Raw genomic sequence first — 26,237 nt, 5'->3', positions numbered from 1 at the left:
ATCCGATATTGTAAGGCTTGGGCGCCAGGCGCCGCCCGGCCCGGTGTGATCCCCCTTATTTCTCCGCCCGCCCGATTACCGATGCCCGGAACCGCCACCGAACCCACCGAGGACAAAGCCGAAGCCCCCGACTCAGCGCCGTCCGCGAAGGCCAAGGCAGCGGGCAAGGCTGGGAGCAAGGCGACGGGCAAGGACAGCAAGCCATCGTCCGCCGTCGCGCGGCTCGCCAAGATGGGGCTGCGGCGCAGCGTCGACCTCGTGCTGCATCTGCCGATGCGCTACGAGGACGAAACCACGCTGATGCCGATCGCTGAAGCCATCCGCCGCTCCGGGCTCGGCCAGCCGGCACAGGTCGAAGGCGAAGTGATTTCCAATGAAGTCACGTTCCGCCCGCGTCGCCAGCTCGTCGTGAAGATCGCTGACGACAGCGGCGAACTCACGCTGCGCTTCCTGAATTTCTACGGCAGCCAGACCAAGCAGATGGAAGAGGGCGTGCGCCTGCGCGTGCGCGGCGAAGTCCGCGGCGGCTTCTTCGGGGCCGAGATGGTGCACCCGACGGTGCGGCCGGTCGCACCGGATGAGCCCTTGCCAGACCGGCTCACGCCCGTCTATCCCGCCACGGCCGGTATTTCGCAAGCCTATCTGCGCAAAGCCATCTCCGGCGCGCTAGCGCGTACGCCCTTGCCCGAGACGCTGCCCCCCGCCGTGCTCGAAGGCCCGGTCGCAAAGCTAAAGCTGCGCCCGCTCGCCGAATCCCTGCGCCTGCTGCATACGCCGCCACCGCAGGAAAGCGAGGCGGCACTGGCCGACCGGTCGCATCCGGCCTGGCAGCGCATCAAGTTTGATGAACTGCTCGCTCAGCAGATTTCCTTGCGGCGTGCCCACGAGGCGCGGCGCGAAAAGAACGCGCCATCGATGCCCCGGCAGGAAGGCGGCCTGCTCACGCGCTTCCTGGCCGCACTGCCGTTCCGCCTGACCGGCGCCCAGCAGCGCGTCGTCGAGGAAATCGCGGCCGACATGACCGCGCAGCACCCGATGCACCGTCTGCTGCAGGGCGACGTGGGCAGCGGCAAGACCATCGTCGCGGCGCTGGCCGCGTGCCAGGCCATCGACGCCGGCTACCAGGCCGCGATCATGGCGCCGACGGAAATCCTGGCCGAGCAGCACTATCGCAAGCTGTCGGCGTGGCTCGAGCCGCTGGGCGTGCCGGTGGTATGGCTCGCCGGCAGCCTCAAGGCGCGCGAGAAGCGCGAGGCCGTGGCTCGCGTGGAGTCAGGGGAAGCGCGGCTAGCCATCGGCACGCATGCGCTGATCCAGGACACCGTGCGCTTCGCCAGGCTGGGCTTGTCAGTGGTGGACGAGCAGCACCGCTTCGGCGTCGCGCAGCGGCTGGCGTTGCGTGGCAAGGCCGGCAGCGCGGAGCCTGCTCAAACTGCCCCGGACACCGTCCCGCACCAGCTGATGATGTCGGCCACGCCGATTCCCCGCACGCTGGCCATGACGTATTACGCCGACCTCGACGTATCCGTGATCGACGAATTGCCGCCGGGCCGCACGCCGATCGTCACGCGCCTGGTCAATGACGAGCGGCGTGACGAAGTCATCGACCGTATCCACCATGCCGCCGCAGAAGGGCGCCAGGTCTACTGGGTCTGCCCGCTGATCGAGGAAAGCGAAGCCCTGCAGCTCCAGACCGCGGTGGAAACCTATGAAACGCTGGTCGCCGCGCTGCCGGACCTGCGCGTCGGCCTGGTCCACGGCCGCCTGCCGCCGGCCGAGAAGGCGTCCGTGATGGACGATTTCAGCGCCAACCGCCTGCAGGTGCTGGTGGCGACGACGGTGATCGAAGTCGGCGTAGATGTACCCAATGCCTCGTTGATGGTGATCGAGCATGCCGAGCGTTTCGGCCTCGCGCAGCTCCACCAGTTGCGCGGCCGCGTCGGGCGGGGCACCGCGGAGTCCGTCTGCCTGCTGATGTACCAGGCGCCGCTGTCGCCCACGGCGCGCGAGCGCCTTGCGACCATGCGCGAGACGACCGACGGCTTCGAGATCGCGCGGCGCGACCTCGATATCCGCGGGCCAGGCGAATTTCTCGGTGCGCGACAGTCCGGTGAAGCGATGCTTCGCTTCGCCGACCTGAACACCGATGCGTGGCTCGTCGAATATGCTCGGGAAGCCGCACAGGTGATGCTTGCGCAGTTTCCTGAGGCGGTGGAGGCGCATCTGTCGCGCTGGCTCGGCGGGCGCGAGCACTACCTGAAGGCCTGAGCTACGGCTCTTTTTGACGACGCAGTGGCCTGTTCGCCGCATTCCCGCGGCGTTCTGACAGATTCGGGAATCGAAGGTAAAATCTATCGCCTACCGCACATTGATAAGTCATGACGCTCACCGAACTGAAGTACATCGTCGCCGTGGCGCGAGAGCGCCATTTCGGCCGTGCTGCCGAAGCGTGCTTCGTATCGCAGCCGACCCTGTCGGTGGCGATCAAGAAGCTGGAAGACGAACTCAACGTGCAGATCTTCGAGCGCGGCACCTCGGAGGTCTCCGTGACCTCCGTCGGCGAGCAGATCGTGGCCCAGGCCCAGCGCGTGCTCGAACAGACCATGGCCATCCGCGAGATTGCCAAACAGGGCAAGGACCCGCTGGCCGGTCCGCTGCGAGTCGGTGTGATCTACACGATCGGGCCGTACCTGCTGCCGGCCCTGGTCAAGCAGATGATCGAGAACGTACCGCAGATGCCGCTGATGCTGCAGGAGAACTACACGGTCAAGCTGATCGAACTGCTCAAGCAGGGCGAGATCGATTGCGCGATCATGGCTGAGCCGTTTGCCGATTCCGGTCTCACTGTGCGGCCGCTCTATGACGAACCTTTCGTCGTTGCCGTGCCGCGCGGGCACCAGCTTGCGCAGGTCAGCCATGTTGATCCGGATGAGCTGAAGCAGCAGACCATGCTGCTGCTTGGTAGCGGGCATTGCTTCCGTGATCATGTGCTTGGCGTTTGCCCCGAGCTGTCGCGCTTCTCGCAGGCGTCGGACGGGATCCAGAAGACGTTTGAAGGCTCGTCCCTCGAGACCATTCGCCATATGGTGGCGAGCGGCGTAGGAATAACCGTGCTGCCGCGCACGTCTGTGCCGGATATGAAGGCCAAGGGCGATATGCTGGCCTATGTGCCGTTTGCCGAGCCCGTACCTGACCGGCGCGTGGTATTGGCCTGGCGGAAGAGTTTTACGCGGCTGCCAGCTATGGAGGCGTTGGCGAACGCGGTGGCGGCGTGTGAATTGCCGGGGGTCAGGAAGTTGAATGCCAAGGAGTTGGCTGAGGCGGCTTGACGGGTTGTCGTTCTTGGCGGCGCCGCTATTTCGTCGGCGTAGCCGGCGACCTGCTTGCAGCCGCGTAGAGTCAGGAAATCGGGCGCGGGCGCCTGCCAGGCGCGATCACCACCGCCACCAGAAACCCATACATATCAATTGCCTCGGGGTTTGTCCGGGCTTGCATGGTAATGCAATAATGTCGGGGTTATGCCACCCAGCGCGGGTTGGGCTGCCCTTGGGCGGCGACCCATGCTTTCCCAGTTTTCCGAACGGAGCGTAATCACCATGGCAAAGAAGAATGAGATGAGCGTGAACATCGGCATTTCCGACAAGGACCGCAAGAAGATCGCGGAAGGCCTGTCGAAGCTGCTGGCTGACACCTACACCCTCTACCTCAAGACCCATAACTTCCACTGGAACGTGACGGGTCCCATGTTCAACACGCTGCATCTGATGTTCGAGACGCAGTACAACGAACTGGCGCTGGCCGTCGATTCCATCGCCGAGCGCATCCGCGCGCTGGGCTATCCGGCTCCGGGCACCTACAAGGAATACGCGCGTCTGTCGTCGATCCAGGAAGAGGAAGGCGTGCCGGAAGCGACCGAAATGATCCGCAAGCTCGTCGAAGGCCAGGAAGCCGTGGTGCGCACCGCGCGCTCGATCTTCCCGCTGGTCGATGCCGCCAGCGACGAACCGTCGGCCGACCTGCTGACCCAGCGCATGCAGACACACGAAAAGACTGCGTGGATGCTGCGCTCGATGCTGGCCTGATGGCCATCTGATCCCCATGCTGCCCCAACGCGCCGCAACCGTCCTGGCTGCGGCGCGTTTTCGTTCGATGGGCGCTGTCCGTTGAACGCGTGCTCCTCCGATTCCTCTCGCCCCGCTGTCGCCGTGTTGCTTTCCTTCCCCCAAGCTCCCATGTCTGAACGCCTAGCCCTCTATGCGCGCCTGGTGCGCATCGACAAGCCCATCGGCACGCTGCTGCTGCTGTGGCCCACGCTGTGGGCGCTGTGGATGGCGGCCGGTGGCCCACCTGCGCTGAGCGTGTTCTGCATCTTCTTTGCCGGCACGTTCCTGATGCGCTCGGCAGGCTGCGCGATCAACGACTATGCCGACCGCGATTTTGACAAGCATGTGAAACGCACGAAGGAACGCCCGCTGACCGCGGGAAAGATCGCGGCGTGGGAAGCGGTGCTGATTGCCGCCGTGCTCGCGCTGATCGCATTCGCGCTGATCCTGCCGCTGAACAGCCTGACCAAATGGCTCGCGGTGGTGGCTGCCGTGGTAGCTGGCACGTATCCGTTCTTCAAGCGCTTTTTCGCGATTCCGCAGGCTTACCTCGGCATTGCGTTTGGCTTCGGCATTCCGATGGCATTCGCGGCCGTGCAGGATCAGGTGCCGCTGGTGGCGTGGGTGATGTTGCTGGCGAATGTGTTCTGGGCGGTCGCCTATGACACGGCCTACGCGATGGTGGACCGCGACGATGACCTGCTGATTGGCATCAAGACTTCGGCCATCACGTTTGGCCGCTTTGATGTGGCCGCGATCATGCTGTGCTACGCGGCGTTCCTGGTGCTGATGGGCTGGGCAGGCGTGATGCTGTCGCTGGGGTGGCCGTATTGGGTGGGGCTGGCTGCTGCGGCGGTTTGCGCCGGCTATCACTACACGCTGATCCGCGACCGGGATCGCATGCGGTGTTTTGCGGCGTTTCGCCATAACAACTGGCTGGGTGCCTGCGTGTTTGCGGGAACCGCGGTGGCCTACGCGATCCGCTAGGTTTTCTCCCCTCTCCCCTTCACAAGGGAGGGGGGAGCCGGTCTGCTGTATGGCGAGCGCCCTGTCAGATTAAACGCCCGCTCAATCCTTCCCGAACTCTTCCCCCATCTCCTTCCCACGCGCCGCTGCAGCCTGCATGGCGCGCACGAAAGCATCGCCGATTCCAGCGCTTTCCATGGCAGTGAGCGCCGCATACGTCGTGCCACCCTTGGATGTCACCCGCTCGCGCAACGTAGCGACCGGTTCCGTCGATTGCCCGGCCAGCGTGGCTGCCCCGAGGAAAGTCTGCACCGCAAGCTCGCGACCCTGCTGCGTGGTCAGGCCGAGTTCCGTCGCCGCACGTTCCATCGCTTCGATGAAATAGAACACATAAGCCGGACCGCTGCCCGAAATGGCCGTAACCGCGTCGATCTGCTCATCGCCATCGACCCATGCGCTCTTGCCCACGGCTTCCGCCACGGCGGAGGCAATCGCGCGATCGTGTTGCGATAGTCCGGCGGGCGCGGCCAAGCCCGTCATACCCATGCCCGACAGTGCGGGCGTATTCGGCATGGCGCGCACCAGACGCGTGCGGCCGCCCAGCCAGCGCTCCATGTCCTGCAGGCGAATCCCGGCGGCGACGCTGATGATCAGGTTGCCGGCGCCAGTCGCAGGCAGGTGCGGCAGCAAGCTGGCGGCGGCTTCACGGAACTGCTGTGGCTTGACGGCCAGCACCAGGACGTCGGACCCACCGAACGCCGCGTCGGGTGCGCCGGCGACATGCACGCGCAGGTCGCGCACCAGGCGCTGCTGCGCATCGGGGAACGGATCGACCACGCGGATCGAACCGGCGGGCACGCCGCGGGCGATCAGGCCGCTGATCAGCGCGGTGGCCATATTGCCGCCGCCAAGGAAGCCGAAGGTCAGGGTGTCGAGCATGTCAGTCTCTGGCTGGAATGGTGTAGGGAAATGCTGTCGTGGCGCTCAAGCGCGTGCGCCGAAAATGGCCGTGCCGATGCGCACGATGGTGGCGCCTTCTGCGATCGCTGCGTTCATGTCGCCCGACATGCCCATCGACAAGGTGTCGAGCTGCAGGCCTTCGGCCTGCAGCGATTGCAACAGGTTGCGCATGGCGGTGAATGGCTCGCGCTGTGCCGCAGGATCGGTCGCCGGTTCGGGAATCGCCATCAGCCCGCGCAGCCGCAGGCCGGGCAGGGCGGCTACGGCGCGAGCCAGTTCCGGCACCTCGCCGGGGGCTACGCCGCTCTTGCTTGCCTCGTTGCTGATATTCACCTGGATGCAGACCTGCAGCGGCGCCATGCCGGCCGGGCGCTGTTCCGACAGCCGTTGTGCGATCTTGAGGCGATCGAGCGCATGCACCCAGTCAAAATGCTCGGCGACGAGACGCGTCTTGTTGCTTTGCAGCGGCCCGATGAAATGCCATGTGATCTGGCTGCGCAGGTCGGCCAGCGCGACGATCTTTTCCACGCCTTCCTGCACGTAGTTTTCGCCAAAAGCGCGCTGTCCGGCCTCGAATGCCTCGCGCACGATGCCAGGCGCGACAGTCTTGGAAACGGCCAGCAGCGCCACCTCTTCGGGCGTCCTTCCGGCTTGTTGTGCCGCCGCCGCGATGCCGCGGTACACAGCTTGCAAGTTGGCGGCAATTACAGACATAATCCTGCGGACATACAGAAGAAGTAAAAAGAAGTACTAAAAGTACTGCATACAATTAATCGGGTGGGGTCATTATAGATGGACATCGCGCAGCTATTGGCTTTCGCAGTCAAGAACAAGGCGTCCGATTTGCATCTCTCGGCGGACATGCCGCCGATGGTACGTATCCACGGCGACATGCGGCGCATCAATGTCGCGTCCATGGCGCACAAGGACGTCCACGCCATGGTGTACGACATCATGAGCGACTCCCAGCGCAAGGTTTACGAAGAACGGCTCGAGATCGATTTCTCGTTTGAGATCGGCGGCCTGTCGCGTTTCCGGGTCAACGCCTACAACACGCAACGCGGCGCGGCCGCGGTGTTCCGTACGATTCCCTCGAAGGTTCTCACGCTTGAAGAGCTGCGCGCGCCGGCGGTGTTCGCCGACCTGTGCATGAAGCCGCGTGGCCTGGTGCTGGTGACCGGGCCGACCGGCTCGGGCAAGTCGACCACGCTCGCGGCAATGGTCGATCACCGCAACGAAAACGACATGGGCCACATCCTCACGGTGGAAGACCCGATCGAATTCGTGCACCAGTCGAAGAAGAGCCTGATCAACCAGCGCGAACTCGGTCCGCACACGCATTCGTTTGCCAACGCGCTGCGTTCGGCACTGCGTGAAGACCCGGACGTGATCCTCGTCGGCGAATTGCGCGATCTTGAAACCATCCGCCTCGCGCTGACCGCGGCGGAAACCGGCCACCTGGTTTTCGGCACGCTGCACACGAGTTCCGCGGCCAAGACCATCGACCGTGTGGTAGACGTGTTCCCGCCCGAAGAGAAGGACATGGTGCGCACAATGCTGTCCGAATCGCTCGAGGCGGTGATCTCGCAGACGCTGCTCAAGACGCGCGACGGCAATGGCCGTACCGCGGCGCACGAGATCATGATCGCCACGCCCGCGATCCGCCATCTGATCCGCGAGAACAAGATTGCACAGATGTACTCGATGATGCAGACCAGCAGCGGCCTGGGCATGCAGACGCTGGACCAGTGCCTGTCGGACCTGATCAAGCGCAGCCTGATCAGCTACAGCGACGCGCGCGCCATCGCCAAGAACCCGGACGCCTTCATGGGCTGAGTCCCGCGCCGTGCCGTGCCGCGCCGTGCGCGCGGCCGCCGTTCCGCTCCATCCGCCCAATTCGTCCATTCAGCAGGACCACGCCATGCTCGACCGCGAATCCGCCGCCAAGTACATCAACGACCTGCTCGAGCTTATGGTGAGCAACCGCGGGTCGGACCTGTTCATCACCTCCGACTTTCCGCCGGCTATCAAAGTTGATGGCAAGATCACGCCCGTCTCGCAGCAGCCGCTGAATCCTACGCAGGCGCTGGGCCTGGTGCGTTCGATCATGAACGAGCGCCAGGTCAAGGAGTTCGACGACAGCCGTGAATGCAACTTCGCCATCTCGGCGCCCAAGGCCGGCCGCTTCCGCGTATCGGCCTTTATCCAGCAGGGCAAGGCCGGCATGGTGGTGCGGACCATCAACACGCGCATTCCGTCGGTGTCGGACCTTGACTTGCCGCCCACGCTTCACGAGATCGTCATGTCCAAGCGCGGCCTGGTGATCGTGACCGGCGCCACGGGCTCGGGCAAGTCGACCACGCTCGCGGCGATGCTCGATCACCGCAATGCGCATTCGTACGGTCACATCATCACCATCGAGGACCCGATCGAATACGTGCATGCGCACCAGAACTGCGTCGTCACACAGCGCGAGGTGGGCATCGATACCGAGTCCTGGCATGTGGCGCTGAAGAACACCCTGCGCCAAGCACCCGATGTGATCCTGATCGGCGAAATCCGCGATCGCGAGACCATGGAGTACGCGATGCAGTACGCCGAAACCGGCCACCTGTGCCTGGCCACGCTGCACGCCAACAACGCCAACCAGGCGATCGACCGTATCGTCAACTTCTTCCCGGAAGAGAAGCGCCAGCAGCTGCTGATCGACCTGTCGCTGAACCTGAAGGCCATGGTGTCGCAGCGGCTGCTGCCGCGAGCGGGCCGCAAGGGGCGTGTGCCGGCCGTCGAAATCATGATCGGCACGCCGCTGGTGGCCGACCTCATCTTCAAGGGCGAGATCCACGAACTCAAGGAAGTGATCAAGAAATCGCGCGAGCAGGGCATGATTTCGTTCGACCAGGCGTTGTTCGACCTGCACGAAAGCGGCAAGATCACGTATGAGGACGCGCTGCGCAATGCCGATTCGCTCAATGACCTTCGGCTGATGATCAAGCTGCACAGTGCGACCAGGAAGGACAGCGATTTGGGTGCCGGCACCGAGCACTTGAACGTTATCTGATCCGCGCGTCCGTTCCAGGAGCCAAGTCCGCATGAGCAATGTCTACCAGTTCGAAGCCAAGTCCCTCGCGGGGCAGCCCGTGCCGCTGTCGCAGTTCCGCGGCAAGGTACTGCTGATCGTCAACACCGCCAGCGAATGCGGCTTTACGCCGCAGTACGCGGGCCTGCAGGCCCTGCACGACGCGTACGCCGCGCGCGGACTCGAAGTGCTGGGATTCCCGTGCAACCAGTTCGGCAAGCAGGAGCCAGGCGACGCGCAGCAGATCGGCCAGTTCTGCGAATCGCGCTTCAGCGTCAAGTTTCCGATGTTCGCCAAGATCGACGTGAAGGGGCCTGACGCGCACCCGCTATACCAATGGCTCACCAGCGCGAAGCGCGGCGTGCTCGGCACGCAGGCAATCAAGTGGAATTTCACCAAGTTCCTGCTGCGCCGTGACGGCACGGTCTACAAGCGCTACGGGTCGATCACCAAGCCGGAAGAGATCCGCGCGGATATCGAAACGCTGCTGGCCGATCCGGCTGCCTGAAACACGCTATACGCCACAGGCCCGCACCGCGCGCAGAAAGCCGTTGAGCGAGCGGTCCGGCGTTTCGTGGAAGCGGTCGTCGAGCATGCGGATTTCGCGGCAGCGGTCCAGGCGAAAACTGCGGTAGTCGGTGCGCGTCGTGCACCATGCCGCCAGCAGCCATGCATTGCCCCAGAAAAACAGGCCGAGCGGCTGCACCACGCGTTCGGTGATGCGCTGTTCGGCATCACAATAGTCAAGCAGCAGAAGCCTTTGCGACCCAAGCGCGCCGTGCACGACGTCGAATGCCTCACGTACCTGCGCGCGATTGACATACTCCGGCGCGAACACGCGGCTTTGCTGCGCAGCTAGCCGGCGTGGCGGCGGCAGAGCTGCCATCAGCTTTTCCAGCGCGGGGTCGGCGGCGGCCGCGAGCGCACCACCGCCCCAGGCCTTGAGCAGGCGAAGGCCGGCCACCAGCGCTTCGACTTCGAGGGCGGTGAACATCAGCGGCGGGACATCGAAATCGGCACGCAGCCGATAGCCAATACCGGCCTCGCCCTCGACCGGCACGCCCGACAGCGACAGCGCCTGGATATCACGGTAGACCGTGCGCTCGGACACGCCGAGCCGCTGCGCGAGCAACGCCGCCGTGGTCAGGCGGCGCCCGCGCAGGACCTGGACGATCTGGAACAGGCGGTCGGCGCGGCGGCTCATCGGTCCTCCGGTATGGCGGGCATTAGCCCGTGAACGGCTCGTGCAGGCCGATGCGGTTGCCCTCGCTGTCGGCGATATGCGCGATGCGGCCGATGTCGCCGGGCAGCTGGAGCGGACCGAACACGGTCTTGCCGCCCGCGTGGGCCACGCGCTGCAGCAGCGCATCGAGCCCTGGCGCGTGCAGATAAGGCACCGGGCCGTAGTGCTGGCTGGGCCGGTAGCCTTCGCCGGCCACGAGCGCGCCGCCGGGATCTGGGTTCGGGAACACCGCCATGTCGACCTGGCTCATGGTTTCGCGCTTGAGCGTCGTTTGGAATACCTGCTCGTAGAAGTGGATCGCACGATGCATATCGACGACGGGGATCTCCAGCCAGTTGATCAGACCGTTGCTCATGATGGACTCCTTGGTCACGGGGAAAAGGAGTCCGCATCTTGCGCGGGGCCTGCTGACAGCGTCCTGTCAGGAGCGTGTCAGCACGTTCAGTGGGGCATCCAGGCCGCCAGCACCGGCACCATGATGGCTGTCAGCACGCCGTTGAGTCCCATGCCGAGCGCGGCGAATGCACCGGCTTCCTGGTTCACCTGGAATGCGCGCGCGGTGCCGATGCCGTGCGCCGCCACGCCAGTGGCGAAACCACGCACCGTGTAGTCGCGGACGCGCAGCAGGTTCAGCAGGCTGGTTGCGCTGACTGCGCCGATGATGCCGGTGGCCATCACCAGCACTGCGGTCAGCGAAGGCAGCCCGCCGATCTTCTCGGCTACGCCCATGGCGATCGGGATCGTCACCGACTTCGGTGCGAGCGACAGCACCGTCTCGCGCGATGCGCCGAGCAGCCATGCAATGCCGACCGCCGATACCACCGCGACCAGCGATCCGGCGACGAGGCCTACCAGCAGCGGGAACACATGCGTGCGCAGCTTGGGCAGTTGCAGGTAGAGCGGCACGGCCAGCGCCACGGTGGCGGGGCCGAGCAGGAAGTGCACGAACTGCGCACCATCGAAGTAGGTCTTGTACGGCGTGCCCGTGACTGTCAGCACCGTGACCAGCAGCGCCACGGCGATCATCACCGGGTTGGCCAGCGGCGAGAAACGCGAGCGCTCGTAGATGCGGAACGCGAACACATAGGCCAGCAGCGTTGCGGTCAGCCCGACCAGCGGGCTCGCGGCAAGGTAGACCCAGATCTCGTTGAGGCGGGGCGTCATCATGCTTGTTCTCCGCTGTGGTCGGCAGCATTGGCAGCCTGCGCGGCGGGCGCCTTGGGCTTGCGCATCAGCATGCGCGTGACCACGGCGGTGGTCGCGATGGCGAGCCAGGTCGATACCACGAGTGCGATCAGGATTGGCATCCACTCGCCTTCGATGCGGTTCGCGTGGACCATGATGCCGACGCCGGCCGGCACGAACAGCAGCGACAGGTGCTTGAGCAGTTCGCTGGTCGTGCCCTGGATGATGGGCAGCAGGCGGTCGTCGAAGACGAGCCAGCCGAACAGCATGATCATGCCCAGCACGGGGCCGGGCACGGGCAGGCGCAGCGCGTAGCTGACCACCTCGCCGACGGATTGGAAAACCAGGAGGATGGCAAAGGTCTGGAGCATGAGGGCGTCTTGGTTGTACTGTTTATCCCCGCTCCCGCAAGCGGGAGCGGGGAGACAACCACGCCCCGGGGCTGTTCAGCCCAGCATCTTGTCCACCAGTTCGATCCAGTGCACGACCGGCGTTTCAGTGCCGCCCTGCAGGTGGGTGATGCAGCCGATATTGGCCGACACGATGGCTTCGGGCTCGGTGGCCTGCAGTTTGGCGAGCTTGTCGTCGCGCAGGCGGTAGGCCAGTTCCGGCTGCAACACGGAATACGTGCCCGCCGAGCCGCAGCACAGGTGGCTGTCAGCGCAGAGTTTGACTTCCACACCGAGGCCGGTCAAGAGCGCTTCGACCTTGCCGCGGATCTGCTGGCCGTGCTGAAGGGTGCATGGCGGGTGGTACGCCACGCGGCGTCCATCGCGCGGCACCGCGCCGGCGCGCTTGTGCAGCAGGTCGGCAAAGTCCGGCAGGATCTCCGACAGGTCGCGCGTGAGTGCCGAGACGCGGCGCGCGCGCTCGGCGTAGCGGGGGTCGTTGCGCAGCAGGTGGCCGTAGTCCTTGACCATGGCACCGCAGCCCGATGCGGTCATGACGATGGCCTCGGCGCCCGCTTCGAGATGCGGCCACCATGCATCGATATTGCGGCGCATATTGTCGAGGCCGCCATCGTGGTCGCCGGTGTGGAAGCGGATGGCGCCACAACAGCCCGCTTCGCGCGCCACGATCAGTTGTACGCCGACACGGTCGAACACGCGCGCGGTTGCGGCATTGATGTTGGGCGACATGGCCGGTTGCACGCAACCGTCGAGCAACAGCATCTTGCGTGCATGCGTGGTGCGCGGCCATTGGCCGGGCTCGGCGGACTTGCTGAGTTGGGGCACTTTGTTGCGCAGCGTGGGCGGCAGCATCGGCCGCACCATCTGCCCCAGCTTCAGCGCGGTGCCAAACAGGGCGGGGCGTGTCAGGCCTTCGCGCAGCACCCAGCGCGCCACGCGTTCGCGCGCGGGACGACGCACGCCGCGCGCTTCAAGCTGTTCATCCACCACCTGCCGGCCGATGTCCACGAGCCGCCCGTAGCGCACGCCCGAAGGGCAGGTCGATTCGCAGTTGCGGCACGTCAGGCAGCGGTCCAGGTGCAGACGTGTGCTTTCGCTGACGGCATTCCCCTCCAGCACCTGCTTCATCAGGTAGATGCGCCCGCGCGGGCCGTCGAGCTCGTCGCCGAGCAACTGGTAGGTCGGACAGGTAGCAGTGCAGAAGCCGCAGTGCACGCATTTGCCGACGATAGACTTGGCTTCCTCGCCTTCAGGCGTATTGCGGAGAAAATTGGCCAGGGTCGTTTGCATGGTGTGGGGTGGGTTTGCCTTGGCGTTGAACGATGCGCGCGGCTCAGAGGCCGGGGTACATGCGCTGCGGATTGAAGATGCCTGCCGGGTCGAAGGTGGCCTTCAGCCGTGCATGGATCGCGGCCAGCGGTGCGGCCAGTGGTGTGAACACGCCGACCGACTTGTCGCCGTTGCGGAACAGCGTGGCATGTCCGCCGACGGCCTGCGCGGTTCCCCGCACGAGCCTGGCATGGTTGCCGTCCGGGCCCGCATCGGGCAGCCACCAGCGCTGCCCGCCGCCCCATTCGACCAGCTGTGAGCCGGGCAGATCCAGCGGCGCCGATGTCGGCGGCACCGCCAGGCGCCACAGCGCGCGGCCCTGCAGCGCCGGCGCGAAGAACGCATGCGTCTGTTCGCGCAGCGACTGCCAGAAGACCACGCCTTCGTCCTGCGCGACGGCATCGCCGCCGAGCCGCGCGCGTGCGGCTCGCACTGCGGCCGTGGCGCCCGACAGCCGCACGTGCAACACGCCTTCATGCCATGCGGAAGCCGCGATCGGCAGCGGCTGGCCGCCCCACTGGTTAATGCGGTCGATGGCCTCGGCCTGGCTCATCGCAAAGCACAGCGTGGCGTCGTCGAACGGCGTCGGCAGCACCTTGAGCGAGACTTCGAGAATCAACCCCAGCGTGCCGAGCGATCCCGCCAGCAGCCGCGACACGTCATAGCCCGCGACGTTCTTCATGACCTGGCCGCCAAAGCTCATGACCTCGCCGTGGCCATCCATCATCTGCGCGCCCAGTACGAAGTCGCGCAGCGCACCGACCGATTGCCGGCGCGGACCGGACAGGCCCGCGGCCACGGCACCGCCGAGTGTCGCGCTGCTCGTTTGGCCCGGGGCGGCAAAATGCGGCGGCTCGAATGCCAGCATCTGGCGCTTCTCCGCGAGCGCGGCCTCGATCTCGGCCAGCGGCGTGCCGCAGCGTGCGGTGACCACCAGCTCGGCAGGATCGTATTCGACGATGCCGCGGTACGCGCGCGTATCGAGCAGTGCGCCGTCCATGGCATTGCCATAGAAGTCCTTGCTGCCGCCGCCGCGCAGGCGCAGCGGCGTGCGCGTCTCGGAGGCATGCCGTACGGCATCGCGGAGGGCGTCGAGAGTGGCTTGCATGTGGGTCCGGTTCTTTATCGTGCGGGTACGTATTGCCCGTGGGTCAGGCGTCTTTCCGGCGACCGCCGGCGGGCCCGCCCGGTACTTCTGGGCGGTCGTTCTGGTACTCGGGCAGTTTGCTGCCGCAATGCTTGCAGTACAGCGCATCCGCGTCGTGCCCCTCGGTCAGGCAGTGCGTGCAGGTGCGCGTCGTGAGCGGGCGTTTCATGATGCTGGCGGCCAGCTCGGCGCCGACGATGCCGGTCGGGAACGCGATGATGCCGTAGCCCAGCAGGATCGTCAGCGAGGTGATGAACTGCCCCAGCGGGGTCTTCGGCACCATGTCGCCAAAGCCAGTCGTGGTCAGCGTCACCACGGCCCAGTACATGCTCACAGGGATGCTCGTGAAGCCATGTTGCGGGCCTTCCACCACGTACATCACCGTGCCGAGGATCACGGTGATGATGAACACCGTGCCCAGGAACACGAAGATCTTGCGCCGGCTGTTAGCGAGCGCGCGGTACAGGATCTCGGCTTCCTCGAAGTACACCGTGAGCTTGAGGATCCGGAACACGCGCAGCAGCCGCAGCAGCCGTACATCGATCAGGAACGCGAGCTCCGGCAGGAAGAACGCGAGCCACGTCGGCATGATCGAGATGAAATCGATGACGCCGAAAAAGCTGAACACATAGCGCCACGGCCGCTGCACCACCAGGATCCGCATCACGTACTCGGCCGTGAACAGCAGCGTGAACATCCACTCGAGCACCGTGAACAGCGTGCGCAGGTGTTCGTTCACGCCTTGCAGGCTGTCGACCATCACGATCAGCACGCTGGCCACGATGGCGACCAGCAGCGTGATGTCGAACAGCCGGCCTTCGCGCGTATCGGCCTCGAAGATGATCGTGTACCAGCGCTCGCGCCAGCCGGTCTCGGGCCGGCCGAGGCGCTGGCGCAGGGTCTGGTTGGTCTCGCGGTGCGGCATGGCTGGCGCGTCGTTCAGAAGCGCGGCAGGTCGGGGTGGGGCAGCAGCCCCTTCTTGACGTGCATCTTGCCGTATTCGGCGCAGCGCGCGAGCGTCGGGATGGCCTTGTCCGGGTTCAGCAGTCGCGCCGGGTCGAAGGCAGCCTTGACGCCAAAGAAGGCATCGCGCTCGGACGGCGAGAACTGCACGCACATCGAGTTGAGCTTCTCCACGCCCACGCCGTGTTCGCCGGTGACGGTGCCGCCCAGTTCCACGCAAGCTTCCAGGATGTCCGAGCCAAACAGCTCGGCACGGTGCCACTGGTCCTCGTCCGCACCATCGAACAGGATCAGCGGATGCATATTGCCGTCGCCGGCATGGAACACGTTGATGCAGCGCAGCGCGTACTTGCGCTCCATCTCTTCGATGCGGCGCAGCAGTGTGCCGATATGCTTGCGCGGGATAGTGCCGTCCATGCAGTAATAGTCAGGCGAGATGCGGCCCGCCGCCGGGAACGCGTTCTTGCGGCCGCTCCAGAAACGCAGGCGCTCGGCTTCGTTCTGCGAGACGACGATGCGCGTGCACCCCGAAGCCGTCAGCACCGCGCTCATGCGCTCGATTTCCTCTGCGACCTCCTCGGGCGTGCCATCGGATTCGCATAGCAGGATGGCCGCGGCGTCGAGGTCGTAGCCAGCGTGCACGAACTCTTCCACGGCGGCCGTGGCGGGTTTGTCCATCATCTCCAGGCCTGCCGGGATGATGCCGGCCGCGATGATCGCGGCCACCGCGTTGCCGCCTTTTTCCACGTCGTCGAAGCAGGCCATGATCACCTGCGCAAGCTGGGGCTTCGGGATCAGGCGCACGGTGACTTCGGTTACCACGGCCAGCATGCCTTCGGAGCCGATCATTGCGGCGAGCAGATCCAGGCCCGGCGAATCCGGGGCTTCGGAGCCGAACACGACGACCTCGCCTTCCATCGTCACCGCGCGCACGCGCAGCACGTTATGCACGGTCAGGCCGTATTTCAGGCAGTGCACGCCGCCCGAATTTTCGCTGACGTTGCCGCCGATGGTGCAGGCGATCTGCGACGACGGATCGGGCGCGTAATACAGGTTGAAGGGAGCGGCGGCGTCGGAGATGGCCAGGTTGCGCACGCCCGGCTGGACCACCGCGGTGCGTGAGTGCGGGTCAACTTTCAGGATGCGCTTGAACTTGGCCAGCGACAGCACCAGCCCTTCGGCGATCGGCATGGCGCCGCCGGACAGGCTCGTCCCCGCGCCGCGCGGCACCACGGGCACGCTGAGCCTGTGGCACAGGCGCAGGATCGCGCAGACCTGTTCCTCGGTATCGGGCAGGGCCACGGCCATCGGCACCTGGCGGTAGGCGGCCAGGCCGTCGCACTCGTAGGGGACGGTGTCTTCCGGCTTCCACAGCAATGCGGCGTCCGGCAGGATCTGCGCAAGGCCCGCCAGCAGCGCGCTGCGGCGGCCATCGGCGGCGCCGTTACCGGCGGGTGTGGCGCCGGTGGTCAGTGGGGCTTCGTGCGGGGCATTCATGGCGACTCCTATGTGCCTGTCTGCGAGGCCGGCGTGCGGCCGGAGGGGACGGGTGACTATAGCGCAGCGCTTGCGCCGCCAGCACGCCCCGGTACGTGAATTCGGCACGGCAAGCCGATCAAAAATGCTCATCATGGCCACGGTCCGCTGTGCGGTGCCGGGCCTGCCAGATCAGCGTAGCATCGCCGGGCGCGTGCAGGGAAGGCCGCGCCGGGCGGCGTCAGGGTGCGGTCGTGGCCGGCAGCCGGTACACCATGTCGAGCTTGTCGTGGAAGTGCGGCGCAACGTACAGCGCTTCGGGTTCCAGGCCAAAGCGCACGAAGCCGAGCGATTCATACAGGCGCACCGCTCCGGTACTGCCCGCGTTGACGCACAGCGTGACCTGGCGCACGTCCGGCATGGCCGCGGCGCGTTGCAGCGCGAATTCCATCAGCGCGCGGCCGAGCTTGCGGTCGCGCCACGCGGGCGCAATGTACATGCCCCAGATGAACGCCTTGTGCCGGTGCTTGCGCTTGGCTTCGCGCAGTACGCCGACCACGCCGGCCAGTTCGCTGCCGTCAAAGGCGCCAAACACAGCGCCGTCGTCATTCGCGGCAAGACGCGCGGCCACGACCTCGATCGGCAGGTCCGTTTCCTCTTCCAGGCTGGAGGCGAATGCCTCGGGCGCCTCGACCAACCCGGCCAGGCGCAAGGCCTGGAAAGCGAGAGCATCGGTGGGGGTCAACAGGCGCAGTTCCATGGCGAGTCTCTTCCTTACCAGTCCAGGCTCAAGAGCCAGTCGACGAAGTAGCGCGCTTCGGGCTTGAGTGGCGCCTGTTCGCGCTCGACGATGTAGTAGCCGTGCGGCGACACCGATTCGATATCGAGCAGCCTTACCATCTGGCCCAGCGACAGCCAGTGCCGCGCCATGCGCTGGCGCACAAGCGCCACGCCCTGGTTGGAGGCGACCGCTTCCAGCATCAGGCCGATATCGTTGAGCTGCGGACCGGTCTGCGGCTCGGGCCAGTCCAGGCCGGCGGTTTCGAACCACGGCTTCCACGGTTCCAGCGGACTGCGCAGCAGCACCAGTCCGTGCAGATGCTCGGGCTTGGTGATGGCGCGGCCGTTGACGCGCTCGTAGTACTCGCGCCCGCAGGCCGGGAACACGGGCTCGACCAGCAGCTTGGTCGTCTTCAGGTCCGGATAGCGGCCCGTTCCGTAGCGGATCTCGACATCGGTGTCTTCGGCCTTCACGTCTAGGAACGGGATGGCCAGGTGCAGCTCGATGTCGATATGCGGATACAGCGCGCCGAACTCGGGCAAGCGCGGCACCAGGTGCTGGCGCCCGAACGTCGGTGGGATCGCCACGCGCAGCCGCGTGCGCATCTTGTTGTACTCGGGCCGCGCCAGTTCGTTGAGCGATTTGAGCGCGTCCTGCACGTTGCGCAGATAACGCGTGCCGGCCGCAGTCAGGCGCAGCGCGGCGTTCGAGCGCACGAACAGATCCTCGCCCCAGAGCTCTTCCAGGTTCTTGATGCGGTGCGACACCGCGCTGGGCGTGACCGACAACTCCTCGGCCGCGCGCGCGAAACTGCCCAGGCGCGCCGCGGCTTCAAAGGCCACGAGCAGGTGCAGAGGCGGGACGCGGTTGAACATCGAAGCCATGCCGCTCAGCCCGCCGGGCCGCGCGCGGAGCGGAAGATCTTGCCGGGATTCAGGATGCCGTTCGGATCGAGCGCGTGCTTGATCACGCGCATCAGGTCCAGCGCGTCCTCGCCATGCTCCTGCACCAGGAAATCCATCTTGTGCAGGCCGACGCCATGTTCGCCGGTGCAGGTGCCGCCCATCGCCAGCGCGCGCTCGACGATGCGGCGGTTGATGTCCTCGGCCTCGGCCATCTCTTCGGGCTTGTCGGGGTCGATCAGGATCGCGACGTGGAAATTGCCGTCGCCGACGTGCCCGACGATCGGGCAGGGCAGCGACGAGGCGATCAGGTCTTTCTCGGTCTCGGCCACGCAGTCGGCCAGGCGCGAGATCGGCACGCACACGTCGGTGGTCACTGCGCGGCAGCCCGGCTTGAGCTGCAGCATCGCGAAATACGCGGTATGGCGAGCGTTCCACAGACGGCTGCGGTCTTCGGGCCGCGTGGCCCACTCGAAGTCCTGGCCGCCATGCTCGGTGGTGATCTGCTGCACGGTCTCGGCCTGTTCGCGCACGCCGGCCTCGGTGCCGTGGAACTCGAAGAACAGATGCGGCATTTCGGGCAGCGTCAGGTTGTCGTGCCGGTTGATCGCGCGGATGGCCAGCGCATCGACGAACTCCACGCGCGCGATCGGCACGCCGAGCTGAATGGTCTGGATCACGGCCTGCACGGCGCTGCTCATGCTTGGGAATGCGCAGACCGCGGCGGAAATCGCTTCCGGCTGCGGGTACAGGCGCACCGTTACCTCGGTGATGATGCCGAGGGTGCCTTCGCTACCGATAAACAGGCGCGTCAGGTCATAGCCCGCCGACGACTTGCGCGCATGCGTGCCGGTGTGGATCACGCGCCCGTCGGCGGTCACTACGGTCAGCGCGAGCACGTTCTCGCGCATCGTGCCGTAGCGCACTGCATTGGTCCCCGAGGCCCGCGTCGCGCACATGCCGCCCAGCGACGCATCCGCGCCCGGGTCAATCGGGAAAAACAGGCCCGTGTCCTTGATGTCCTGGTTGAGCTGCTTGCGCGTGACGCCGGGCTGCACGGTGACGGTCAGGTCTTCCGGCTGGATCGCCAGCACCTTGTTCATCTGCGAGAGGTCCAGGCTGATGCCGCCGGCCACGGCCAGCAGGTGGCCTTCGAGCGAGGAGCCCGCACCGTAGGGGATCAACGGCACGCCGTGCTCGTTGCACAGACGCGCAACCTCGGCCACTTCCTCGGTACTGTGCGCATACACCACGCCGTCCGGGAGCGCCGGCGGGAACGGCGATTCGTCGCGGCCATGGTGTTCGCAGACGCCGGCGGAGGTCGAGAAACGGTCGCCGAAGCGTGCCTGCAGCGCGTCACGCAATGCAGAAGGCAACGGGCGGCGAGCCAGGGCGGCGTGTGGCGCGGGGTGGTTCATGCGGGTCTCCGGCGGGTCGCTGCGCGATGCGGCAGGCTTCCGGAACCGTCGGCGATTGTCGGCGGCGTCGGCGACGGAAGGGGCGCGATCCGGTTGTTGATTGGGGAATATCGCCATTCTACGCCGCGCGGCGCCTGATGCACCCCCGCCCTTGGCCGAGATGACGGCCATTCCGGCGGCACAATCCGTTCGCGCGGGAGGCAAAGGGCGCCATAATGCGCGCCATCACAGAGACTTCCAGAGGAGACCGGCATGGGACACCGCCTGTCCAAGATTGCAACCCGCACCGGCGACGCGGGCACCACGGGCCTCGGCGACGGCAGTCGCACGGGCAAGGACAGCCTGCGCATCGCCGCGATTGGCGACGTGGACGAACTGAATTGCCAGATCGGCGTGCTGCTCACGGAAACGCTGCCGGACGATGTGCGCGCGGCGCTGCTGCATATGCAGCATGACCTGTTCGACCTGGGCGGGGAGCTCTCCATTCCCGGTTACACGCTGCTCAAGCCGGAGCAGGTGGCACAGCTGGACGTCTGGCTGGAGCACTACAACGCCGGCCTGCCGCGCCTGGCCGAATTCATCCTGCCGGGCGGCAGCCGTGCCGCAGCGCTCGCGCATGTTTGCCGTACCGTCTGTCGGCGTGCCGAGCGCGCGCTGGTGGCCCTCGGTGCCATGGAAGCGCTCAATGAGGCACCGCGCCAGTACCTGAACCGCCTGTCCGACCTGATGTTCGTGTTGGCCCGCGTGCTCAATCGCGTGGACGGCGGTAGCGACGTGCTCTGGCAGCGCGGGCGTGATACGGCAAATGCACCGGAAAAAAGTGATTAATAGAATTCTTTTGGCCGTCGACATCCCCGTTCGATGGTCCGCCGGCCCGCGCCACTCAAGGTCGGCAGTGAGCTTGCCGTGAATTGGACGGAAGTAACCGAGAAAATTACTCGGATTTGCGAATTCCGCCCTTGAAATGGCCCCGGACGGCCACATTTCGCACTCAGGATGAATTGCAGCCGCGCGGATAGCGATGGCTCAATAGGAGAGAATAAATGGGTAAGATCATCGGTATCGACCTCGGTACCACCAATAGCTGCGTGTCGATCCTGGAAGGCAATACGCCGAAGGTCATCGAAAATTCGGAAGGCACCCGCACCACCCCGTCGATCATCGCCTACATGGAAGACGGCGAGATCCTGGTCGGTGCACCCGCCAAGCGCCAGGCCGTCACCAATCCGCGCAACACGCTGTATGCCGTGAAGCGCCTGATCGGCCGCAAGTTCGAAGAGAAGGAAGTCCAGAAGGACATCGGCCTGATGCCGTATTCCATCGTCAAGGCCGACAACGGCGACGCATGGGTCGGCGTGCGTGACCAGAAGCTGGCGCCGCCGCAGGTGTCCGCCGAAGTGCTGCGCAAGATGAAGAAGACCGCCGAGGACTACCTGGGCGAGCCGGTCACCGAGGCCGTGATCACGGTGCCCGCGTACTTCAACGACTCGCAGCGCCAGGCGACCAAGGACGCCGGCCGCATTGCGGGCCTGGACGTCAAGCGCATCATCAACGAGCCGACCGCGGCCGCGCTGGCGTTCGGCATGGACAAGAACGAGAAGGGCGACCGCAAGATCGCCGTGTATGACCTCGGTGGCGGTACCTTCGACATCTCGATCATCGAGATCGCGGACGTCGACGGCGAAAAGCAGTTCGAAGTGCTGTCGACCAACGGCGACACCTTCCTGGGCGGCGAAGACTTCGACCAGCGCATCATCGACTACATCATCGGCGAGTTCAAGAAGGACCAGGGCGTCGACCTGTCGAAGGACGTGCTGGCCCTGCAGCGCCTGAAGGAAGCCGCTGAAAAGGCCAAGATCGAACTGTCGAGCTCGCAGCAGACCGAGATCAACCTGCCGTACATCACGGCCGATGCGTCGGGTCCGAAGCACTTGAACCTGAAGATCACGCGCGCCAAGCTGGAAGCGCTGGTCGAAGACCTGATCACGCGCACGATCGAGCCGTGCCGCACCGCCATCAAGGATGCGGGCGTCAAGGTCAGCGAGATCGACGACGTGATCCTGGTCGGCGGCATGACCCGCATGCCCAAGGTGCAGGAGCAGGTCAAGGAGTTCTTCGGCAAGGAAGCGCGCAAGGACGTGAACCCGGACGAAGCCGTGGCCGTCGGTGCCGCGATCCAGGGTTCGGTGCTGTCGGGCGACCGCAAGGACGTGCTGCTGCTGGACGTGACGCCGCTGTCGCTGGGTATCGAAACCCTCGGTGGCGTGATGACCAAGATGATCACCAAGAACACCACCATCCCGACCAAGCATGCGCAGGTGTTCTCGACCGCTGACGACAACCAGCCGGCCGTGACCATCAAGGTGTACCAGGGCGAGCGTGAAATGGCGACCGGCAACAAGCTGCTGGGCGAGTTCAACCTCGAAGGGATCCCGCCGTCGCCGCGCGGCACGCCGCAGATCGAGGTGTCGTTCGACATCGACGCGAACGGCATCCTGCACGTGGGCGCGAAGGACAAGGCGACCGGCAAGGAAAACCGGATCACCATCAAGGCGAATTCGGGCCTGTCGGAAGACGAGATCCAGCGCATGGTGAAGGACGCCGAGGCCAACGCCGAGGAAGACAAGAAGGCCCGCGAGCTGGCTGACGCCCGCAACCAGGCCGACGCGCTGGTCCACTCGACCAAGAAGGCCGTGACCGAATACGGTGACAAGCTGGAAGCCGGCGAGAAGGAAAAGATCGAAGCTGCGATCAAGGAACTGGAAGACGCCGCACGCGGCGGCGACAAGGCCGAGATCGACGCCAAGGTCACCGCGCTGTCGGAAGTCAGCCAGAAGCTGGGCGAGAAGGTCTACGCCGACATGCAGGCGAAGGCCGGCGAGCAGGGCGCGGCCGGTGCAGCCGGCGCCGGTGCCCAGCAGCAAGCCCAGCCGCAGGACGACAACGTGGTCGACGCCGAGTTCAAGGAAGTCAACGACAAGAAGTAATCGGGAAGGGCGGCGGCGCGGACATGCGCCGGCGCCGCCCCTGTCCCGACGCCGGGCGACGGACATCGGACCCAGCGGGAAACCGCCGTCGGATGCCTCGCTCGGCTTTTTTGCTATTCGCCCCGAGCCGTGTTCTGCCGGTTCCGGGCCATCAGGTAATGAGCCACCATGGCAAAACGTGACTACTACGAAGTGCTCGGGGTAGGCAAGAACGCGAGCGACGACGAGATCAAGAAGGCTTATCGCAAGCTCGCGATGAAATACCACCCGGACCGCAATCCGGACAGCAAGGAATCCGAGGAAAAGTTCAAGGAGGTCAAAGAGGCCTACGAGATGCTTTCCGACGCGGAGAAGAAGGCGGCCTATGACCAGTATGGTCATGCCGGCGTCGATCCGAACATGGCAGGCGGCTTTGGCGGCGGTCAGGGCTACGGCGGCTTTGCCGAAGCGTTCGGCGACATCTTCGGCGACATCTTCGGCCAGCAGGCCGGCGGTGGCCGCCGCGGTGGCGGTGGCCCGCAGGCCTACCGCGGCGCCGACCTGCGCTACAGCATGGAAATCTCGCTGGAGCAGGCCGCGCATGGCCACGAGGCGCAGATCCGCGTGCCGCACTGGGACGATTGCGACCACTGCCACGGCAATGGCGCCGAGCCCGGCTCGAGCGTGGAAACCTGCCCGACCTGCCACGGCGCCGGCCAGGTGCGCGTGTCGCAGGGCTTTTTCAGCATGCAGCAGACCTGCCCGAAATGCCACGGCAGCGGCAAGTTCATTCCGAAGCCGTGCACCAAGTGCCACGGCCAGGGCAAGCTGAAGTCGCAGAAGACGCTGGAAGTGAAGATTCCGGCTGGCATCGACGAAGGCATGCGCATCCGCTCGTCGGGCAACGGCGAGCCGGGCATCAACGGCGGCCCGCCGGGCGACCTGTATGTCGAAGTCCATATCAAGGCCCATCCGGTGTTCGAGCGCGACGGCGACGACCTGCACTGCCAGATGCCGATTTCCTTCGCCACCGCGGCGCTGGGCGGCGATCTGGAAGTGCCGACGCTGAACGGCAAGGCCACGTTCCCGGTGCCTGAAGCCACCCAGTCGGGCAAGACGTTCCGCCTGCGCGGCAAAGGCATCAAGGGCGTGCGTTCGGGCTATCCGGGCGATCTCTACGTGCATGTGAACGTGGAGACGCCGGTCAAGCTGACCGAGGCCCAGAAGGACATGCTGCGCCAGTTCGACCGCTCTGTGCACGAAGGCGGCTCGCGCCACAGTCCGCAGGAGCAGTCCTGGCTGGACAAGGTGAAGAGCTTCTTCAGCTAAGCCAACCCCCGCTAGACCGGCCACGCAAGCGCGTGGCCGGTTTGCTTTTGAGCCCGCAACACGGGCCGGCAGCGCATAATGCAGGCGCTGTGCATTTTCCCGCCTTCTTGTCGTGCCTCTCTCGCTTTCCTGCTCCGATCCCCAACCGTTCGTACTGCTGGACGATGCTACTGCGCCATCTGGCGAAGCGATGTCACGGCTCTACACCGGCCTCGTTCGCGAAGACCGGCTGCCCGCTGGCAGTGATGTCGCGCTGATCGATGCACTGCTCGCCGAAGGCTGGCGCCAGGGCTGGCACGCGACGCTGTTCGCACCCTACGAATTCGGCGGCGCGCTGGTCGGCGCCCCGGCGCACACCGACGACAGGTTGCCCTTCCACGATGGCGCCGTGCGCCTGCTCTGGTTCCGCGACATGCGGCGGCTCGACGGCGATGCCGTGCGCGCCTGGCTGCCTGAACCCGATGCACAAGCGCCCGCCGGGCTCATGAATGTCGCCGCGGATACCCCGCGCGAAGCCTTCGATACCGCCATTGCCCGCATCCATGCATGGATCGAAGCCGGCGATACCTACCAGGTCAATTTCACGCAGCGGATCGCATTCTCGTCGTTTGGCGATCCGCGCGCGCTCTACGCCGCGTTGCGCGACGCGCAGCCGGTGCCCTATGGCGTGCTGGCCTGCCTGCCCGGCGATGGCTGGGTACTGTCGCTGTCGCCCGAGCTTTTCGTGCAGCACGATGGAAGCGGCCGTCTGCTCACGCGTCCGATGAAGGGCACTGCGCCGCTGTCCGGCGATCCCGGGCAAGACGCGCAAGCCGCCGCCGGCCTCGCCGCCGATGCGAAGAATCGCGCCGAGAACGTGATGATCGTGGACCTGCTTCGCAACGACCTTGGACGCATTGCGCAACCGGGCAGCGTGGAAGTGCCGGACCGCTTTGTTGTGCAGCCGTTCGGCGCCGTGCTGCAGATGACCTCGACCGTCAGGGCAACGGCGCGCGCTGCCACGCGGTTCGGCGAACTCTTCGGGGCGCTGTTCCCGTGTGGCTCGATCACCGGCGCGCCCAAGCGGCGTACCATGCAAATCATTGCCGAGCTCGAACCCGCGCCTCGCGGCCTCTACACCGGTGCAATCGGCTGGCTCGATGCGCCAGAGCCCAGCGATGGTGGCCTGTGCCGTTTCGCCATGTCCGTAGCCATTCGCACGCTAGTGCTGTCGCCGCGTGCGGCGGATGGCTTGCGAGCCGGCGAGATGGGCGTTGGTGGTGGCATCGTGCACGACAGCGTGGTGGCCGACGAGTTTGCCGAGTGCGGCTGGAAGGCGCGCTTCCTCACTCGCCATGATCCCGGCCTTACGCTGTTCGAGACCATGCACGTCGAAGACGGCCGCTGCCTTCGCGGCGATCGGCACCTCGCGCGGTTGGCCTCGTCATGTGCTGCGCTTGGGTTTGCCTTCGACCGGCCGGCGGTCATGGCCGCATTGACGGCCGAGATGGTCCGTTTGGGCGCCGGAAACTGGCGCCTGCGCATGAGCGTCGACAAACACGGCGAGCTGTCGTTTGCCAGCGGCGCGCTGCGGCCACTGGCGGAAGCGACCGTCGGACTCGACATCGCCGACGAGCCGCTGCCCGACGCCGACCCGCTGCGCCGGCACAAGACCAGCGCGCGCGCTGTCTACGACGCCGGCTGGCAGGCAGCGGAGCGCGCCGGCTGTTTCGATCGCCTGTTCTTCAACACACGCGATGAATTGCTCGAGGGTGGCCGCAGCTCGGTATTCGTCAAGGTCGATGGAGAATGGCTGACGCCACCGCTGGCCGCGGACATCCTGCCCGGCGTGATGCGGGCGGTGGTGCTGGAGGAGGGCGATCCAATGCTCGATGGTCCGGCTCGCGAGGCGGTTGTAACGCGGGCAATGCTGATGCGCGCGGAGGCAGTGCTGGCCATCAATTCGCTGCGCGGCGTGATGCGGGCAAGCTTGCGCTAGGC

General features: G+C 65.7%; 24 protein-coding genes. 11 read left to right on the top strand and 13 right to left on the bottom strand.

All coding sequences use genetic code 11. From position 1 onward, the window contains the following. Positions 1 to 81 precede the first annotated feature (81 nt). From recG to ubiA, 4 genes are all read left to right on the top strand, one after another. The gene (gene recG / locus ACIGJG_RS14405) at positions 82 to 2,268 is read left to right on the top strand and encodes an ATP-dependent DNA helicase RecG (protein WP_011298952.1); all 2,187 of its coding nucleotides are present in this window, start codon (positions 82 to 84) and stop codon (positions 2,266 to 2,268) included. Positions 2,269 to 2,378: 110 nt separating this feature from the next. Further along, entirely contained in the window at positions 2,379 to 3,329 is a 951-nt protein-coding gene (locus ACIGJG_RS14400; RefSeq protein ID WP_011298951.1) for a LysR substrate-binding domain-containing protein, read from the top strand. A 267-nt stretch (positions 3,330 to 3,596) separates the two neighbouring features. Further along, a complete protein-coding gene (locus tag ACIGJG_RS14395; RefSeq protein ID WP_011298950.1) occupies positions 3,597 to 4,082 on the top strand; it encodes a Dps family protein in 486 nt (161 codons plus the stop codon). Positions 4,083 to 4,232: 150 nt separating this feature from the next. Next, positions 4,233 to 5,090 (top strand): 4-hydroxybenzoate octaprenyltransferase, encoded by an 858-nt coding sequence (ubiA, locus tag ACIGJG_RS14390; RefSeq protein WP_011298949.1) that lies wholly within the window; start codon positions 4,233 to 4,235, stop codon positions 5,088 to 5,090. An 81-nt stretch (positions 5,091 to 5,171) separates the two neighbouring features. Here the strand turns inward: ubiA and proC are convergent, their stop codons facing one another. After that, on the bottom strand, positions 5,172 to 6,008 hold the full coding sequence (gene proC, locus ACIGJG_RS14385) for a pyrroline-5-carboxylate reductase (RefSeq protein ID WP_011298948.1): 837 nt from the start codon (positions 6,006 to 6,008) through the stop codon (positions 5,172 to 5,174). A 45-nt stretch (positions 6,009 to 6,053) separates the two neighbouring features. Beyond that, entirely contained in the window at positions 6,054 to 6,743 is a 690-nt protein-coding gene (locus tag ACIGJG_RS14380) for a YggS family pyridoxal phosphate-dependent enzyme (RefSeq protein WP_140951563.1), read from the bottom strand. 78 nt (positions 6,744 to 6,821) lie between these two features. Between ACIGJG_RS14380 and ACIGJG_RS14375 the strand changes: the two genes are divergently transcribed. The 3 genes from ACIGJG_RS14375 (at position 6,822) to ACIGJG_RS14365 (ending at position 9,616) form a co-directional block, all read left to right on the top strand. After that, positions 6,822 to 7,865 (top strand): type IV pilus twitching motility protein PilT, encoded by a 1,044-nt coding sequence (locus ACIGJG_RS14375; RefSeq protein ID WP_011298946.1) that lies wholly within the window; start codon positions 6,822 to 6,824, stop codon positions 7,863 to 7,865. 85 nt (positions 7,866 to 7,950) lie between these two features. After that, on the top strand, positions 7,951 to 9,090 hold the full coding sequence (locus tag ACIGJG_RS14370; RefSeq protein WP_011298945.1) for a PilT/PilU family type 4a pilus ATPase: 1,140 nt from the start codon (positions 7,951 to 7,953) through the stop codon (positions 9,088 to 9,090). A 31-nt stretch (positions 9,091 to 9,121) separates the two neighbouring features. Beyond that, complete coding sequence (locus tag ACIGJG_RS14365) at positions 9,122 to 9,616, top strand: glutathione peroxidase (protein WP_011298944.1); 495 nt, start codon at positions 9,122 to 9,124, stop codon at positions 9,614 to 9,616. Positions 9,617 to 9,622: 6 nt separating this feature from the next. On the opposite strand, the gene ACIGJG_RS14360 is transcribed toward ACIGJG_RS14365, so the two are convergent. From ACIGJG_RS14360 to ACIGJG_RS14310, 11 genes are all read right to left on the bottom strand, one after another. Then, positions 9,623 to 10,312 (bottom strand): helix-turn-helix transcriptional regulator, encoded by a 690-nt coding sequence (locus ACIGJG_RS14360; RefSeq protein WP_483672460.1) that lies wholly within the window; start codon positions 10,310 to 10,312, stop codon positions 9,623 to 9,625. A gap of 22 nt (positions 10,313 to 10,334) precedes the next feature. After that, the gene (locus ACIGJG_RS14355) at positions 10,335 to 10,706 is read right to left on the bottom strand and encodes a VOC family protein (RefSeq protein ID WP_011298942.1); all 372 of its coding nucleotides are present in this window, start codon (positions 10,704 to 10,706) and stop codon (positions 10,335 to 10,337) included. Positions 10,707 to 10,792: 86 nt separating this feature from the next. Continuing rightward, positions 10,793 to 11,518, bottom strand: a complete 726-nt coding sequence (locus ACIGJG_RS14350) for an LrgB family protein (RefSeq protein WP_011298941.1) — start codon at positions 11,516 to 11,518, stop codon at positions 10,793 to 10,795. Then, positions 11,515 to 11,907: a CidA/LrgA family protein gene (locus tag ACIGJG_RS14345; RefSeq protein ID WP_011298940.1), complete on the bottom strand. Its 393-nt coding sequence runs from the start codon at positions 11,905 to 11,907 to the stop codon at positions 11,515 to 11,517. Before ACIGJG_RS14345 ends, ACIGJG_RS14350 begins: the two co-directional genes overlap by 4 nt. 75 nt (positions 11,908 to 11,982) lie before the next feature. Further along, positions 11,983 to 13,236: a glycolate oxidase subunit GlcF gene (gene glcF, locus ACIGJG_RS14340; protein ID WP_011298939.1), complete on the bottom strand. Its 1,254-nt coding sequence runs from the start codon at positions 13,234 to 13,236 to the stop codon at positions 11,983 to 11,985. 43 nt (positions 13,237 to 13,279) lie between these two features. Continuing rightward, positions 13,280 to 14,383: a glycolate oxidase subunit GlcE gene (gene glcE / locus ACIGJG_RS14335; RefSeq protein ID WP_011298938.1), complete on the bottom strand. Its 1,104-nt coding sequence runs from the start codon at positions 14,381 to 14,383 to the stop codon at positions 13,280 to 13,282. A gap of 43 nt (positions 14,384 to 14,426) precedes the next feature. Continuing rightward, on the bottom strand, positions 14,427 to 15,347 hold the full coding sequence (locus tag ACIGJG_RS14330) for an ion transporter (RefSeq protein WP_011298937.1): 921 nt from the start codon (positions 15,345 to 15,347) through the stop codon (positions 14,427 to 14,429). A gap of 14 nt (positions 15,348 to 15,361) precedes the next feature. Continuing rightward, complete coding sequence (locus ACIGJG_RS14325) at positions 15,362 to 16,882, bottom strand: FAD-linked oxidase C-terminal domain-containing protein (RefSeq protein WP_011298936.1); 1,521 nt, start codon at positions 16,880 to 16,882, stop codon at positions 15,362 to 15,364. A 220-nt stretch (positions 16,883 to 17,102) separates the two neighbouring features. Next, entirely contained in the window at positions 17,103 to 17,621 is a 519-nt protein-coding gene (locus tag ACIGJG_RS14320; RefSeq protein ID WP_011298935.1) for a GNAT family N-acetyltransferase, read from the bottom strand. A 14-nt stretch (positions 17,622 to 17,635) separates the two neighbouring features. Next, entirely contained in the window at positions 17,636 to 18,526 is an 891-nt protein-coding gene (locus tag ACIGJG_RS14315) for a LysR substrate-binding domain-containing protein (protein WP_011298934.1), read from the bottom strand. Positions 18,527 to 18,531: 5 nt separating this feature from the next. Next, on the bottom strand, positions 18,532 to 19,962 hold the full coding sequence (locus ACIGJG_RS14310; protein WP_011298933.1) for an FAD-binding oxidoreductase: 1,431 nt from the start codon (positions 19,960 to 19,962) through the stop codon (positions 18,532 to 18,534). Positions 19,963 to 20,214: 252 nt separating this feature from the next. On the opposite strand from ACIGJG_RS14310, the gene ACIGJG_RS14305 reads away from it, so the two are divergent. The 4 genes from ACIGJG_RS14305 (at position 20,215) to ACIGJG_RS14290 (ending at position 26,235) form a co-directional block, all read left to right on the top strand. Then, positions 20,215 to 20,790, top strand: a complete 576-nt coding sequence (locus tag ACIGJG_RS14305; protein WP_483672459.1) for a cob(I)yrinic acid a,c-diamide adenosyltransferase — start codon at positions 20,215 to 20,217, stop codon at positions 20,788 to 20,790. A 215-nt stretch (positions 20,791 to 21,005) separates the two neighbouring features. Then, positions 21,006 to 22,949, top strand: a complete 1,944-nt coding sequence (dnaK, locus tag ACIGJG_RS14300) for a molecular chaperone DnaK (RefSeq protein WP_011298931.1) — start codon at positions 21,006 to 21,008, stop codon at positions 22,947 to 22,949. Positions 22,950 to 23,117: 168 nt separating this feature from the next. Then, complete coding sequence (gene dnaJ / locus ACIGJG_RS14295; protein ID WP_011298930.1) at positions 23,118 to 24,257, top strand: molecular chaperone DnaJ; 1,140 nt, start codon at positions 23,118 to 23,120, stop codon at positions 24,255 to 24,257. A gap of 190 nt (positions 24,258 to 24,447) precedes the next feature. Continuing rightward, positions 24,448 to 26,235, top strand: a complete 1,788-nt coding sequence (locus tag ACIGJG_RS14290; RefSeq protein ID WP_483672458.1) for a chorismate-binding protein — start codon at positions 24,448 to 24,450, stop codon at positions 26,233 to 26,235. Positions 26,236 to 26,237 lie beyond the last annotated feature (2 nt).

The sequence above is a fragment of the Cupriavidus sp. C1SS-2L genome (assembly GCF_057073735.1).
The sequence above is the reverse complement of the archived record's forward strand: the minus strand, read 5'-3'. Positions and strand labels throughout refer to the sequence as shown.